The organism is Streptomyces sp. NPDC055025, assembly GCF_053608565.1.
Window position 1 is genome coordinate 81,309 of the sequence record NZ_JBSGVS010000010.1, and the last position, 16,001, is coordinate 97,309.

Sequence of the window (16,001 nt, forward strand, 5' to 3'; positions counted from 1 at the left end):
TACGGGTCAGCGGGGACCGGCGACGGGCCGCGAGACCGCGTTGATCGCCGTGGCCACCGCGTGCGCATGGGGCGGTCGGACGATTCCGTAGTGCGTGGTGTCGAGCCGGTGCCAGGCGCTCGGTTCCGGGAGATGGGGACGCCACAGCGCCCACTGCTCGTCCGGTGATCCCAGCGCCGGCAGACCCGTCACCGGCTGTTCCGCCAGCCAGAGATGGCTGGGGGTGGCGGCCAGCGGTCGTACCCGGTGGCCGGTCATCCCGCGCAGATTGGCCCGGCAGCACCGGGCGAGCCGTTCCGCGTAGGCCCGCGCCGGTGCACCGGCCGGCGCCTGCCCGCTGTGGCCGAGTTCGTTGGCGAACACCGCCTCGAACTGGCTCTCGTCGTAGGTCTCGAAGAGCGCCCCGGCACCGGGCGGCGGCGGGTCGAGCAGATGGAGCGCGTCCGCGGGCCGGCCCGCCGACTCCGCCTGCGCGGCCATCTCCATGGCCACCCAGGCACCGAAGGACCACCCGGCCAGTTGCCGGTGCCAGATCCCGTCGGGGAAGCGGGCGCGCAGGGCGGTGTGGTAGCGCCGGGCCCGCTCGGCCAGCGTCCAGGGCAGCGGTTCCGGTGTCCGCAGCCCGGGGTCGGCGATGAGACAGACGGTCAGTCGCGGGTCGAGCGCGGACACCAGTGACCGGTACGACTGGATGTCGCCGCCGACCGGATGCACCAGGCACAGCACATCGTGCCCGGTGCCCTCCTGCCAGATCTCCAGCGGTATGTCGTCGTCGGGTGCCGCTCCGACCGCCGCCGCTCCGGCCTGCGACGCTCCGGAGGGGGGTGTCGCGCCGAGCCGGGTCAGGATCTCGGTGAGACTCACCCGGTGGCTGAGCCAGGACAGTTCGAGTTCGATGTCGAAGTGCCGTTTGACCTCGCTGATCAGATCAAGCATGGTCAGCGAGTCGGCGCCCAGGTCGTACAGCGGGATGTCCGGGTCGAGACGGTCCACGCCGAGCCAGGCGCGGAGCCAGTCGGTGAGCCGCTCGGCCGCCGTGCCCGTGTCGGCGGTCCGCGAAACCACGGCCCCGCCGGGCACCGCGGCGGATGCGGATGCGGATGCGGATGCGGGCGCGGGCAGCGGCACGGACGTAGACGGTGACGTGGACGTGGACGCCTGGACCGGAGCGGACCCGGAGTAGAAGGCGCGGGACTCGTCCAGGGCGGTGGTCGAGACGAGGAGCTGCGGCAACCGGAGTCCGAGGGCCCGGCCGAACAGCCGCTTCCCCTCGTCCACGGTCAGCCCCACCGCGAGATGCGCCTGATGACGGGCGTCCGTTCGCAGCGCGCGCACCGCCATACCGGACTCGCGCCATACGTCCCAGTCGATACCGATCCGTACGGTGGTCCCGGCGTCGGCGGACCGGTGGTGGGCGAAGCCGTCGAGCAGGCCGTTGGCAGCCGCGTAGTCGAACTGTCCGACACCGCCGAACAGCGCCGACATCGACGAACAGTAGACCGCGGCCGTCGGCCGGTACCGCTCGATCAGCCGCTCGATCAGCAGCGCGCCTCCCAGCTTGGCCGCCGTTGCCTCCCGTATCCCGAGGGCGTCACGCCCGGCTATCAGACCGCCCGCCGCCACACCGGCCGCGTGCACCACGCTGTCGAGCCGCGAAGTCCGCCCGGCGATCAGGGACATGACCTCCTCGGGCGACGACTCGGCGAGATCGGCCTCGACCAGTTCTATCCGGCCGGCCCAGGGCGCCAGCTCCTTCGGGAGCCGGGCCCGTCTGGACAGCAGCAGCACCCGGCCGTCGGTCCGCTCCAGCAGCCAGGCCGCGGCGGCCGAGCCGATACCGCCCGTACCGCCCAGCACCAGATGGACTCCGTCCCCGGTGAGCGGCGCCCACGGGGAGGAGGCACCGACGGAGGACACCGGCGTGATGACCCGCTCCCACCAGAACCCCTGCCGCAGCGCGAGATGTCTCGGCAGCCCCGCCGCGGGAGCGGTGGTGTCGGCGGCGGCCGTCAGCGCCGCCACCGCCGGTGCCCAGTCGACGAGACCGGCGCCGGGGAGGTCCAGCCAGTGGCCGTCCACCGGGCCTTCCTGCGGGGCCACTTCGCTGACCCCCGCCAGCAGACCCAGCTCCGGCCGCTGTACGGAGCCGTCGACAGGTCTGGCCCCATACGACAGCCACCAGGGCCGCAGCCTCGCTCTCCCCGAGCCGTCGGTCACCGCCCGCACCAGCGCGGCCGTCGTGTCCAGGCACGCCCAGCGCGCGCGAGCCACCGAGCCGGGCCCGACCGGTCCTTCGACGGCCAGCGGCAGCGCGTGCAGCCAGTCGATGTCCCGTGCCCCCGTCCCCGTCCCCGCCTGCGCTCCGGCCCCGGGCTTCGCCCCTTCGCGCGGATCCGCTTCCGTCAGCGCGTCGAGCAGAAGACCCAGCGATACGGGGTCGGCCGGATCGACCTCGAAGACATCGTCACCCCGCCGGGCGAAGGCGCCGGCGGCGCTGACCCGTACGACCCGGTCGTAGACCGCCTCGAAGGCGTGGACGGCGGGCGCCTCAGCCGGACGGTCCGTCATCAGCACCAGCAGACGCGGCACGCGCGACGCGGTTCCGGCTCCCGGGGCGGCATGGCGCAGACGCACCCAGTGGGGCTGGTGCAGCCAGTCGGCCTCGGGGAGCCGCCGAGGCGCCTCCGCCTCCGCCGCAGCGGTGCTCGCCGTCGCCCCCGTCGCGCGTACGAAGTCGTACTCCGCCAGGTCGAAGGCGGGCGCCGGGAAGTCCCAGGGAGCCTGGGCGGGGCCCGTCGGCCAGTCGATCGTCCGGCGGGTCAGCCACGCGGCGGCCAGATCCTCCGCCGACCGGTCCGGCGCCAGGAGCGATGCGAGGACCGGCCCCCGAAGCGATGCGGAGACCGGTGCCGGGAGCGGTGCGGCGACCGGCGCTGTGTCCGAGGCCGTCGGCTCTGCTTCCGACGACCCCTCGTACGGGCCTGTGCCGTACGCCGCTGTGCCGTCTGACGTCGTGTCGTAGGCCGTCCAGTCGCTCCGCAGCCACTCCACGGCGGCGCCCGCGTCCCGGCAGACCGCCGCGATCCTGTGGCGACGCGCCGGACGGCCCGCCTGGAGATGGCGCAGCACCTTCCCGTACTCCTCGGGGCGGCCCGCCAGATAGTCGGCGATACGCGTGGCGTCCGCCCGCAGACCCGCCTCACTGCTGTTCGAGAGCATCAGACAGGGCACCGCGGCGGCCGTCGGCCCGGCGGACCCGCCCCGATCCGTGCCCGGTCCGTCCGCCTCAAGGACCACATGCGCGTTGGTGCCGCCGATACCGAAGCTGCTCACGGCGGCCACCCGGTCCCGGCCGGCGGGCCAGGGCCGCGCCCTTGCCGGAATGTAGAACGGCGCCGGGTCCGGTCCGATCTCCGGATTGAAGGCACGGAAATCCGCGTGGGGCGGGATGAGGCCGTGGTGGACGGAGAGGACGGCACGGACCAGTCCGACCACGCCCGCCGCCGCGCCGAGATGTCCTATCTGGCTCTTGACCGAGGTCAGGGCCGTACGGCCGGATTCCGCCACCCCGAACGCCTGGCGCAGCGCGCCCACCTCGACCGGGTCGCCCAGCCGGGTACCGGTGCCGTGCGCCTCGACATAGCCGAGGTCGGCGCCGCTCCGGCCGGCGCGCCGCAGGGCGGAGCGGATCACCTCCCGCTGGCCGGGGAGCGAGGGCGCGCTGTAACCCAGCTTCGCGGAGCCGTCGTTGTTGACGGCCGAGCCGGTGATCACCGAGTAGACGGTGTCACCGTCGCGCCGCGCCCGGTCCAGCGGCTTGAGCACCACCACACCGACACCGCTGGCCCCGATGGTGCCGCTCGCGTCGTCGCTGAAGGGCCGGCAGTGCCCGTCCACGGAGAAGATGTGCTGCGGCCGGTAGCGGTAGCCGTCGGTCAGCTCCGTGTCGACCAGGACGCCGCCCGCCAGCATCACGTCGGCGTCGCCTTGGCGCAGCAGCGCTGCGGCGAGATGCACGGCGACCAGTGAACTCGCGCACGCCGCCTGCGCGGTGAAGGCGGGGCCCGTCAGTCCGAGATGGTAGGCCGCCTTGGTCGCGAGGAAGTCCTTCTCGTGGTGGAGGGCCAGCCGGAAGCCGTCGGGCAGATGAGCGGGGTCCGCCTCGCGCAGCATGGCCTGGAAGTAGGTGTTCTCACCGGCCCCCGCGATGAGCCCGACCCGCGCTCGGGACGGGTCGCCGATCCCGGCGTGCGCCAGTGCGTCGGAGCAGCTCATCAGCAGATGCCGCTGCTGGGGGTCCATCAGCCGGGCCTCCTGCCGGCTGATGCCGAAGTGGTCCGGGTCGAACGCCAGCAGCCCGTCCATCTGGCTGCGCGCCCCGACGACGCCGTCGGGGGCGTCGAAGTGCTCGATACCGCGTTCGCCCGCCTTCACCATCTCCCAGAACGCGGACAGACCGGAGGCGCCGGGCAGCCGTACCGCCATGCCGATGACGGCGATCGGCTCGTCGGCCGAGGGGGCACGGGACGTGTCGCGCCGGCTCCCCGTGGCGCGGTCCGCTCTGTGCTGTGACTCGGTGGTGCCGGTGGTTCCGGTGGTGCCGGTGGTGCGGTTCGCGTCTCGCCCGTTCACGGTGGGTCCGTCCGTACCGCCCTCCGCCACGGGTGTCCGCACGCCGGATCCGTCCAGGAAGCGGGCCAGCGCGCGTACCGTGACATGCTCGAACAGGTCGGCGACGGTGAAGCGCAGACCCAGTTCGGCGGTGCAGCGCAAGTGGAAGCGCATCAGTCCCAGGCTCGACGCCCCGGCCTCGAAGAAGGTCTGGTCCGGGCCGATGGGTGAGCCGGTCACCGCCTCGAACGCCTCGGACAGCCGGGCCTCGTACGCGGGGAGCGCGGGCAGCACCTCGGGGCTCCGGCGCAGCTCCTCACCCGGTGCCCGCAGGGCCGCCTTGCGGTCCAGTTTGCCGCTGGGGGTCAGCGGCAGCGCCGTCAGCCGCCGGAAGCGGCCGATCCGTACATACGGAGGCAGCAGGGGTGCCAGATGGGCCATGAGCGTCTCGGCCGTCGGTGTGTCCGCCGATGTCTCTTCGCGCAACTGGACGCAGGCCGCCAACTCGGCGCCGTCATGGACGACCACGGCGTTGACGATCCCCGGATGCCGCAGCAGGGCCGCCTCGACCTGCCCCAGTTCCAGCCGGTGTCCGCTCAGCTTGATCTGCTGGTCGTCCCGGCCCGTGTAGTGCAGCAGACCCTCGCGGTCGAAGCACGCCCGGTCGCCGCTGCGGTAGAACAGCCCGAGACCGGGCAGCTCGACGAAGCGCGTGTCGTTGAGCGCCGGGTCGCCCAGATAGCAGCGGGCGGCCATCGTCCCGCCGATCAGCAGCTCGCCGGTGCGCCCCGGCGGTACGGCCTCGTCCGCCTCGTCCACCACCCGGAGCACCGCGCCGGCGACGGGCCGGCCGATGGCCGGGCGCTCCGGCCAGCGCGCCGGGTCGCCTTCGAGGCAGAGGGCGCTCACCACATGCGTCTCGGTCGGGCCGTAGTGGTTGAAGAGCCGGGCTCCTGGCATGCCCGCGAACCAGCGGCGGATGGCGTCGGTGCACACGAGCTGCTCGCCGGCGGTCACCACCTCACGCAGCCGCGAGGGGTATCTGCCCAGATGGACGGCGTGCTCGGCGAGGAGCTGGAGCGCCACGTACGGCATGAAGACCCGCTCGATGCCCGCCGATTCGAGCCGCTCCAGCAGGGCCGGGGCGTCCTGGCGCCAGCCGGGCCGTACGAGATGCAGACAGCCGCCGCCGCACAGCGTGCCGAAGATCTCCTGGAAGGAGACGTCGAAGGAGAGCATGGAGAACTGCTGGGTGGCGGCGGGCGCCGCCAGACCGCCCGACTCCGTCTGCCACTGGAGCAGATTGCACAGCGTACGGTCCGGGACCCGCACGCCCTTGGGGGTGCCGGTGGAGCCCGAGGTGAACAGGGTGTAGAGCGGACGGGCGCCGTGGTGCGGCGGTACGGGCGGTACGGGCGGTACGTCGGCGGGTCCGGCCGGTCCACCGTCGGACGGACCGTCGGCCGGTCCCTCGTTGGCCGGCAGGGTGACGGTGTGGCGTACGACGCCGCCCGGATCCACGGTGTCGAACGCCGCCGTGCCGCCGGGCGGGAGCAGCACACAGAGCGGCTCCACCTGCTCCAGGATCTGGCGCAGCAGGGCGGGCGGATAGGACGGGTCCAGCGGTACGGCGGTCAGATTGAGCCGGGCCAGGGCCAGCAGCGACACGACATGCTCGGCCGAGGGCTCGAAGTACAGCGCGACGGCGCACGGGCTGTCGTGCTCCTCCGGCAGCGGATGCCCCGCCCGCAGTTCGGCGGCGAGGGCGGCCGCGTACGCGTCGAGCCGGGCGTAACTGACCGCGCCGTCGTCGGTCATCAGGGCCGGCGCGTCCGGCGTCAGCGCGACCTGCCGGGCGAAGCCGTCGGCCACCGTCGTCCAGACGGGATCGGCCACCGCGCCCCGGCCGTGGTCGGGCAGAGTGCTCCGGTAGGAGGCCGCGAGCTCGGCGGGGGTCGCCGTGCCTCCGGCCGCGAGCAGATCGAGACCCCGCAGGAACAGACCGGACATCGCCTCGGCCTCGGCGGCGTCGAAGCGGTCGTCGGCGTACTCCCACAGACAGTCGAAGCCGTCCGCGTGCTCGATCACGGAGAGCGTCAGCGGGCACTTGGCCTCGGCGGGCGCCCACCACAGCGGACGGGAGACGCAGCCGGGCAGTGCCAGCGCCCTGAAGTCGGTGTTCTCCAGGACGAACAGGAAGTCGAACGGAGACGTACCCGGGCCGCCCCCCGCGCCTCTACGAATGCCTGTGTCTGCGCCTGCCCCTGTGTCTGTGTCTGTGTCCGTGTCTGCACCCGCGCCTGGACGAGTGCCGGCGCCCGCGCCCGTCTCGCGGTCGGCCAGCACATGGGCCAGTGCCACGTCCTGGCGCTCCAGCACCTCCCGCGCACCGGCGCCCAGACGCAGCGACTGCGCGCGCAGATCCTCGTGCGGTGCGACGGTCAGCGGCAGCAGGACGGTGTTGGCGAACATGCCGACGCCGGCGCCGAACTCCTCCACCGGCCGGTTGGCCACGGGTCCCGCCACACGCGGACGCGTCAGCCCGGTCACTCCGTACAGGCTCCAGGCGAAGACACCGAGCAGCAGCTGGAAGCGGGTCAGATCCAGCTCGGCGCAGAGCCGGTCGACGGTGGCGCGACGGGTGGTGTCGAGCGAGGTGTGCAGCAGCCGCCCCTCCGGAAGTCGCCCCTCCCGAACCTGCCCCTCCGGAACCCGCTCCCCCGGAGGCTGTCCTTCCGCGAGCCGCGTCCCCGGCAGCCCTCCCCCGGAGAAGGGCCCGGAGCCGGCCGGCGGCAATGGCTGCGCCGCTCCGGCGGTCCCGGCGTAGTGGGCGCGCAGTTCATCGCGCTGGGTGAGATAGGCGGGCCGGGAGAACCAGTCGGTCTGCCAGACGGCGTAGTCGAGCGGGGTGGCAGAAGGTACGGGTGCGGGTTCCGGCCCGGCCGGTGTCCGCGTACCCGCGTACTCCGCCCCCGCGGGTGCCCCCGCCGGTGCCTCCGTGTCCCGAAGTGTCTCCGTGTCCCGGAGTGCCTTCGCGTCCCGGAGCGACTTCGCGTACTCCTCCGACAGATCCCGCAGGAGGATGTTGACCGACCAGCCGTCGACCGCGATGTGGTGCAGAAGCAGCAGCAGGACTCCGCCGCCGTCCCGCGTCAGCAGGCTCGTCCTCAGCATCCGGGGCCGCGCCAGATCGAAGCCCCGGGCGAAGAACCGGTCGGCGAAGGCACGCCCGCCGGTCTCGTCGCCGACGGACTCCGGGTCCGGCTCGGTCCAGGGGTCGTACGGCTCGCCCACCACCTGGAGCAGCCCCTCGGGCGCCGCCTCGAACGCGGTACGCAGCGCCGGATGACGCTCCACCAGCCGTCGCAGGGCATGCCGCAGCGCCCCTGCGTCGACGGCGCCCTCCAGCCGGAAGGCGAGTCCCACGTTGTACGCCGTGGAGCGAGGTGTGCGCTGTTGCAGCAGCCACAGGCGCTGCTGCTCGCTGGTGGCCGGTGCGCGACGTGCTCCCGAAGGGGCGGCGGGCACCGGATAGGGCGAGTCGCCGGAGGTTCCCGCCCGGTCGACGGCGTCGCCCATCCCGGCGAAGTCCCCGTGGAGGACGAGCGACTGCGGCAGTTCGCAGCCCCAGCGGCGCCGCACCTCGAAGCGCAGCCGCAGCGACTTGAGCGAGTCGCCGCCGACAGCGATCCAGCGGTCGCGGAGCCGGAGTCCGGATGTGCCGAGGATCTCCCCGGCCAGGGCGAGCACCTCGCTCTGCCCGCGGGTGACCGCTGCCTCCTCCTCGCCCGCCGTCTCCCCCTCGTCCGCCGTCCGCTCCTCGTCCGCGCGCCGCCAGGGCCGTCCGCCGAGACGCAGCAGGGCGGCCTCGTCGACCTTGCCGTTGGCGTTGCGCGGGAGCGCGTCGACGAGACGGATGTGATGGGGCCGCATATAGGAGGGCAGCCCGGTCGCGAGATGCCGTTCGAACTCGTCGAAGGACAGATCGTCCCCGAGCACCACATGGGCCAGCAGTTCGTTCGGCCCGTGCTCGCCGTCGCGGCGTGCGCACACATACGCCTGCCGCACCGCCGGATGCGCCATGATCCGCTGTTCCAGCTCACCGGGCTCGATACGGAAACCCCGGACCTTCACCTGGCGGTCGGCCCGGCCCAGGTACTCGATGAGGCCGTCGGCGTCCGCGCGTACGAGATCACCGGTCCGGTAGTGGATCCGCCGGCCGCCGTCGTACCAGGGGAGCCGGACGAAACGGCGCTCGGTCTCCTCGGGCAGATTGCGGTAGCCGGCCGCGAGACCGTCGCCGGACAGCAGCAGTTCGGCCGTCTCGCCGGGCGCGGCCGTACGGGTGGTGCCGGGCACGACCAGCAGGGTCCCGGTGTCCGGCAGCGCCCGTCCGATCGGCACGGCGCTCCCGTCGAAGTCACGGGGGATGGGGTGGGACACGGCGAAGGTGGTCGTCTCCGTCGGACCGTACGCGTTGTGGAGCCGGGTCGGACTCGACGCGTTGTGGCGGTACCAGCGGCTGATCAGACGGGCGTTGAGCCGCTCGCCGCCGACCAGGACCTGACCGACCCCGGCGAAACAGTCCGGCACGGTCTGGACCACCGCGTTGAACAGCGCCGCCGTGACGAACATCGTGTCGATACGCAGCCGCAGCAGTGCCTCGGCCAGTGCGTGCGGCGCCTGGACGGTCTCGTCGTCGAGGATCACACAGCAGCCGCCGGTCAGCAGCGGCACCCAGACCTCGAAGCTCAGCGCGTCGAACGCGGGGTTGGACAGACAGGCGAAACGGGCGCCCTCCGCCAGCTGGACATAGCCCGGCCGGGCCAGCCGCAGGATGCCCGCGTCCCGTACCTCGACGCCCTTGGGACGGCCCGTGGTGCCCGATGTGTAGAAGAGGAAGGAGACCGGGGCGCCGGTGAACGGCGGTTCGTGGGCGCCCTGTTCACCCGGTCCGGCCGTGAGCAGCGCGTCCACCGGCAGCGGTCGTACACCCTCGGGCAGACCGTCGGGCACCGCCCCGGAGTGCGACGCCGTCCGGCTGTGCGGCGCCATCCCGCTGTCACCGGCCGGCGCGATCCCGCCGTCGCCGTCCGGCACCGCCCCGAGGTCATCGTCCGGCACCGGCCCGAGGCCATCGTCCGGCACCGCCCCACCGTCGTCGGGGGCGCTGCCGCCGTGGATCACCGCCACACTGCCCGAGTCGGCCAGGATATGACGCAGCCGCTCGGGTGGGCTCTGGGCGTCGAGCGGTACGACCCGGGCGCCCAGCCGCAGGATGCCGAGCATGGCGCAGACCAGCTGCCAGGAGCGCGGCAGAGCGACCGCGACCGCGTCGCCCGGCCGCACACCGTCACGGCGCAGCGCGTGGGCGACCGTGGCGCCGGCGGCGTCGAGGGCCGCGTAGTCGAGCCGCCGTTCGCCGTCGACCAGCGCGGGGGCGTCCGGGGTGCGCAGGGCCTGTTCACGCACCGCGTGTGCCAGGCCCCTGGCCGGGGGAGCGGCGGAGGGAGCGGAGGGGAGGCCGGTTGTTCCGGAACGCATCATGCCTCCAGAGCGGCGGACGGGGCGACGGCCGTGACAGGGGCGGAGGTGGGGTCGGGGTCGGGGGTGGGGTCGGGGGCCGGCATCCGGGCCAGTTCGCCCGCGATCAGCTCCGCCACCCGTGGTACCTCGTCGCTCTCCAGCAGGTCCCAGTGGCCGCAGCCGACCGGCTCGACGACAAGACCGCCGCCGGCCCGCCGTTCCCAGAAGGAGGCGACCGCGGACCCGTCCTCACCGTCCTCGGTGGCCTGTACGAACACCAGCCGGGCGGGCGACTCCGGGACCTCGTACTCACGGGCCGTCATCCGGTTGTGGTTGTAGATACGGAAGTACCGGTCGATCTGGTCGTCCTCGATGCCCGGGTACATCCCGTTGAACCTGACCAGCTTCTCGCGGAACTCGGATGCCTCGACCGGCCCGATCGCGGCCCGCTGCGCGGGGTCCTCCGTCCCGTAGGTGTCGAGCAGGACCACACACACCCGGGTGTGCCCGGCGAGTGTCAGCAGGCGCCCCATCTCATGGGCGATCAGTCCGCCGTACGAGAGCCCGCACACGACCAGTGACTCGTCGGGCCGTGGATCGACGGCCTTCAGATACTCCCGCGCCATGGCCTCGATCGTCGGCAGCGGAGTCTCCCCGGCGTTGATGCCGGGCGACTGGATACCCTGGACGCCGATGGACTCGGGCAGCGCGGCGGTCAGGGAGAGATAGCAGAAGGCGGTGCCGCCCGCCGGATGGACGCAGACGACGCGCTGCCGGCCGTCCCCCTCCCGGAACTCGATCAGGCCCGGATCGCCGTCCGGCTGTCCCGACGCCCCCTTCCTGAGCCGTTCGGCCAGGGCCTCGATGGTCGGATGCACCATGACGTCCCGTATCGGGAGGGTCTCGCCGAACTCCTCGCGGACGGCGTGGGCCATCTTGATCGCGGAGATCGAGGTGCCGCCGAGGTTGAAGAAGTTGTCCGATACGCCGATACCGGGGTGGAGCAGCAGCCGCCGCCAGATCCGGTAGAGCGCCATCTCGACATGGTCACGCGGACTGGCCGTGTTGACCTGGTGGGCGGGGAGCGCGGACCGGGCCAGCTCCAGCAGAGCCGCGCGGTCCAGCTTCCCGCTCCGGCTCAGGGGAAGACGCGGGAGTTCGACGAAGACCGCAGGGATCATGTAGTCGGGCAGCCGCTTCGACAGTGCCACGCGCCACTCGTGCGGTGACCTGGCGGACGTTGCCGTCGTTGCCGTCGCGGCTGATCCGGCTGATCCGGCTGATCCGGCTGATCCGGCTGATCCGGCTGATCCGGCTGATCCGACGGACGCGGCTGACCCGGCGGACGCGGCTGACCCGACGGGCTCGGCGGGCTCGGCGATCGTGTCGTCCCAGCTGATCCCCGCCACCAGACGCGGTTCACCGGGACCCTCGCGGTCGGCCACCACGGCGGCCTCCCGTACACCCGGCAGCGCCAGCAGGGCCGCCTCGACCTCGCCCGGCTCGATCCGGAAGCCCCGCAGTTTGAGCTGGTCGTCGCGGCGGCCGACGTACTCGGCGTTGCCGTCCGGCAGCCAGCGGGCCACATCACCGGTGCGGTAGACGTACTCGCCCGGCACGAAGGGGTCGGGCAGAAACCGCTCGCCCGTCAGATCCGGCCGGTGCAGATAGCCGCGGGCCAGACTCGCGCCTCCGACGAAGACCTCGCCCGCCACCCCGACCGGCACGGGCCGCAGCCGCTCGTCCAGCAGATACAGACGGGTGTTGTCCAGCGGACGGCCGATCGGGCACTGCCGGTCACGAGGCCCCGGATCGTCGTAGGCGGTGGTGTAGAGCGTGGTCTCGGTCGGACCGTAGCCGAAGCGGATACGCAGTCCGGGCAGGGCCTGCCGCATCCGGTACAGCGCCGACTCGGGAAGCGATTCCACCCCCGTCAGCAGCTGACGCAGTGTCAGCCCGGCCAGCCGGGCGCCCGGATCCTCGTCGATCCATCGGACATAGGACGGGGGCAGGAACGCCTGGGTGATCCGGTGCTCCCGCATCCAGGCCATCAGTGCCTCGGGGTCGCCGCGCAGCTCGTCGGGGACCATGTGCAGCACGGCGCCGGTGGTGAGAGGCATGAGTATCTCGTGCACCGAGGCGTCGAAACCGATGCTCGACCAGAACGACGCCGGCTCGCCGGGGGCCGCCCCGAACCGGGCCAGCCAGTCGTCGAAGAGATTGATGACGCTCGCGTGCGTCACCGCCACCCCCTTGGGCCGGCCCGTCGAGCCGGAGGTGTAGATGACATAGGCGAGATGCGACGGAAGGACCGCGATCCCGGGGGCGTCGTCGCGCGCCCCCTCCGCCTCGACCGCCGCCAGATCCTCCCAGCCTCCGGGCGGTACGCCGGCGTCGCTCAGCACCAGGGCCGGTACGGCGTCCTCCACCATGGCGGCCAGTCGCTCGGCAGGCTGACCGGGATCGAGCGGCAGATAGGCGGCACCGGACTTGAGGATGCCGAGAACGCCGACCACCAGAGCCGTCGACCGGGTGGTGTGCAGGCCGATCACCTGGTCGGGACCGGCTCCCCGGGCGATCAAGGCGTGCGCCAGACGGTTGGCACGCCGCTCCAGCGCCGCGTAGTCGAGCCGTTCCTCGCCGCGGACGAGAGCGGGACCGGCGGGACGGGTGCGGACCTGGGCCTCGAAACGCCTGATCAGGCCCTCGCCCGGTCCCTCTTCCGGCGCTTGTTGGGAGCTTTCGCCCAGGCGCTCGCCCAGGCCCTCTTCCGGCGTTTCTTCGGAACTCTCGCCCAGACCGTCGCCCAGGCTCGCGCCCAATTCCTCGCCCAGGCCCTCTTCCCCGCCCTCCTCCCCGCCCTCGGGCCGGGAGACGGGCCGTCGCGCGCCCCGCCCGACGCCGCTCCAGTTCGCCAGCAGCTCCCGCTGCTCCCGCGCGTCCATCAGCGTGAGATCCGCGACCTCACGGTCGGGCCGCTCGGCCATCTGCGACAGCACCCGCGTCAGACAGCCCGCGTAGCGCTCGACCGTACCGTGGTCGAACAGCGCGGTGGCGTAGTCCAGATCGCCGACCACCCGGCCGTCCTCCTCCAACAGCGCCAGCGCCAGATCGAACTTGGCGGGTGCGTGCGGCACGACGAGTGGTTCAACCTCCACATCCGGCAGAGACAGCCGCCCCCTGAGCGGCGGAACCCAGGCGAACATGGTCTGGAACAGCGGGGTGTGCGCGGTGCTGCGCGGTGGAGCGACCAGTTCCACCACACGCTCGAACGGCAGGTCGACATGGTTGAGGGCACCCCGGAGGGCGGTACGCACCCGCCCCAGCAGTTCGGTCCCCGTCGGTGAGCCCGACAGATCGGTGCGCACCGCCAGGCTGTTGACGAAGAAGCCCATCAGCTCCGATACATCGCCGCGCGCGCGGTTCGCCGTGGGGACTCCGACAACGATGTCCGACTGGCCCGACAGCCGGGACAGCACCACGGACCAGCCGGTCAGAATGGTGGAGTACAGGGTGACGCGGTGCCGGCGGGCGAGGGTCTTCAGCGCGGCGGTGAGTTCGGCGTCGAGGGAGAGCCGCACCCGGCCGCCGCTGTAGTCCTGCTCGGCCGGTCGCGGCCGGTCGGTCGGCAGCTCCAGCAGCGGCGGGGCACCGGCCAGATTCGCCGTCCAGTACGCGGCCTGCCCGGCGGGCTCGTCGCCGGACGTCCACTGCCGCTGCCAGCGGCTGTAGTCGGAGTACTGCCAGGTCAGGGAGGGAAGCTCGGCCTCCCTCCGCTGCTGGAAGGCGGTGTAGAGGGCGCCGAGATCCCGGAGCATGATGTCCCGGGACCGCCCGTCGAAGATGATGTGATGCACCGTCAGCAGCAGGATGTGCTGATCCGGGCCCAGGACGAGCAGCCTGCCGCGCGCCAGCGGGCCCCGGCTCATGTCGAACGGCGTGAAGGACTCCTCGCGCTGCCGCAGGGCGAGGCGCGCGTCAGTGTCCCGGCATCCGGTCAGATCCTCCACCGCGAGGGCGAAGCCGGTGTCCGGCGGATCGATCCGCTGGTACGGCTCACCGTGCGCGGACACCAGCCGGGTGCGCAGCGTCTCGTGCCGGGCGACCAGCGCGTCGAGCGCGCGGTCCAGTGCGGCGCGGTCCAGCGGACCCCGCAGACGGAAGCCCATCGGCTCGTTGTACGCCGCGCCGGCGCCGTCCATCTGGGCCAGTACCCAGAGTCGCTGCTGCGCCCACGACAGCGCCGGGGGCGTTCCGCTCCCCGTCGGCGGCCCGTCCGTCGGCGGGCCGTCCGTGGTCGGTACCGGTACCGCGCGAGGCGGTGTGGTGGTCATGCTCTGAGAACCGCGTATCGCCGACAAGACCAGCCCTTTCCCCTGGGGGAGGCTCAGTACGGAGTTGGGGATCACAGTGGGGCGCCGTCGTCCTGGGAAGTCCTGAGGACGGGCGGGAGTGTGGGGGGACGGTGGAGACGGGGGTGGGGGATACGGAGGGGCGCGGAGAACGTACGCCTCCGGGACATGCCGGAGCGGACATCGTTGTCACGCCGGGATGCGCCACCCACCGGTACGGGAATCAGCGCGGATGCTCGGGGAACTGTCCGAGGTCGGTGCGAAGGGGGATGATCTTCCGTCTGGCGTCCGGCCCGTCACGGGGCCGACCGTCACAGCACTAGCTCCTCTCGCCACGCCGCACGGGCGGACCGGCCCGGGTGGCCGATCGGTGTACCGCACATCGGGGCGTACCGGCCGCGAACCGACGCCCCTCGACCAACCGCTTCGCTCGGTACGCGAGTTGGTTCACTCGCGTCCCTCGCGTCATTCCGCTTCACGCTGTTGATGATGATTGGACAACTCTTCAACGCTGTCAATGGCGGCTCGGCGCACGGCAGTTGGGTGGACACGCCGAGTGATGTCCGAGCGGCGCGACCCTTGCGTGACCTGTCTCGACGGTTCGCCGAAGGCAACTCTCCGCTGTCCGGGGCCGGACGCCTCACCCCGGAGCCGTGTCGTGCGCGGCGTCATGGAAATGCGGGACGCCATCCGTTCCGATTCCTCCCGGAAGCGGCACGGCTTGATCTCGGTTCGGCGAACGCCGGCCCGGATCGCGGAGTTCCGTACGAATGTACGGCCATGGCCCTGACGCCCCGCCCTTCCGTGCCCCGTCCGCCGCGAGGCCGACGTCCCCCGCATCGCTCGGACACCCGGGGCGACGGATTCGAGGGCGGCTGTATCAGTCTGCTCGTGCTGCTTCTGGAGATCCCTGTCGCGCTGATGCTGGGCCTGGCGCTGGTGCTGCGTGGCTGGGGTCGGTCGAACGCGTACATGACCGCCAAGGTGCGCGCCGAGCCACCGCCGATGGACTGGCCGCCGACGCTCTGGTTCGGTGGATTCACGCTGGCCGTGCTGGTGATCGCCGTGGTCTTCCTCCGTTCGGGGCATCCGTACGCGGGGTCGGTCCAGTTGCTGCTCGCGGCGTTGGCCTTGATCGTCACGGTCGCGACGTGGCATGGCTCGTACGAGCGTGCTCATCCGGCTTCGCCCCCGTGTCCGGCGTGGGCCGGACCGTGCGCCCCGGTGGATCCCACTCGCCCGGCCCAGTGACGGATACGGCATCCCGGACGCATGCGCGCTCCGCTAGGCCATTCGAGACGACCTGTCCCCTGGGGCCGCGGCGCCGGAGCCGCGTGTTCCGTCGGCTGGGCTCGGGGCGGGTGGCGGGGCCGCGCCGGCTGCGCCCCCGTGTACGGACGGTGATCCGCGGGTGAGGGGAACTGCGGGACCGCGCCCGGGAGAGCAGTATTGAGCCACTGGCCATTGAGCCACTGGCCCGGAACACCAGGACCGCGTGGCCCGTATCGGGGC

Annotated in this window: 3 protein-coding genes; 1 reads left to right on the forward strand and 2 read right to left on the reverse strand. The window is 72.5% G+C overall.

All coding sequences use genetic code 11. The annotated features are described in order from the left end of the window. Positions 1-6: 6 nt before the first annotated feature. Positions 7-10,158, reverse strand: coding sequence for an SDR family NAD(P)-dependent oxidoreductase (locus ACWGDX_RS09030; protein WP_453623691.1), 10,152 nt, complete (start codon positions 10,156-10,158; stop codon positions 7-9). Then, positions 10,155-14,471 (reverse strand): non-ribosomal peptide synthetase, encoded by a 4,317-nt coding sequence (locus ACWGDX_RS09035; protein ID WP_453623693.1) that lies wholly within the window; start codon positions 14,469-14,471, stop codon positions 10,155-10,157. Before ACWGDX_RS09035 ends, ACWGDX_RS09030 begins: the two co-directional genes overlap by 4 nt. 909 nt (positions 14,472-15,380) lie before the next feature. On the opposite strand from ACWGDX_RS09035, the gene ACWGDX_RS09040 reads away from it, so the two are divergent. Then, on the forward strand, positions 15,381-15,740 hold the full coding sequence (locus tag ACWGDX_RS09040; protein ID WP_453623695.1) for a DUF6234 family protein: 360 nt from the start codon (positions 15,381-15,383) through the stop codon (positions 15,738-15,740). Positions 15,741-16,001 lie beyond the last annotated feature (261 nt).

Bases quoted from the DNA above. Each gene is read 5' to 3' on its own strand.
- ACWGDX_RS09035 (WP_453623693.1), bottom strand. From the start codon at position 14,471: ATGACCACCACACCGCCTCGCGCGGTACCGGTACCGACCACGGACGGC.
- ACWGDX_RS09030 (WP_453623691.1), bottom strand. From the start codon at position 10,158: ATGATGCGTTCCGGAACAACCGGCCTCCCCTCCGCTCCCTCCGCCGCT.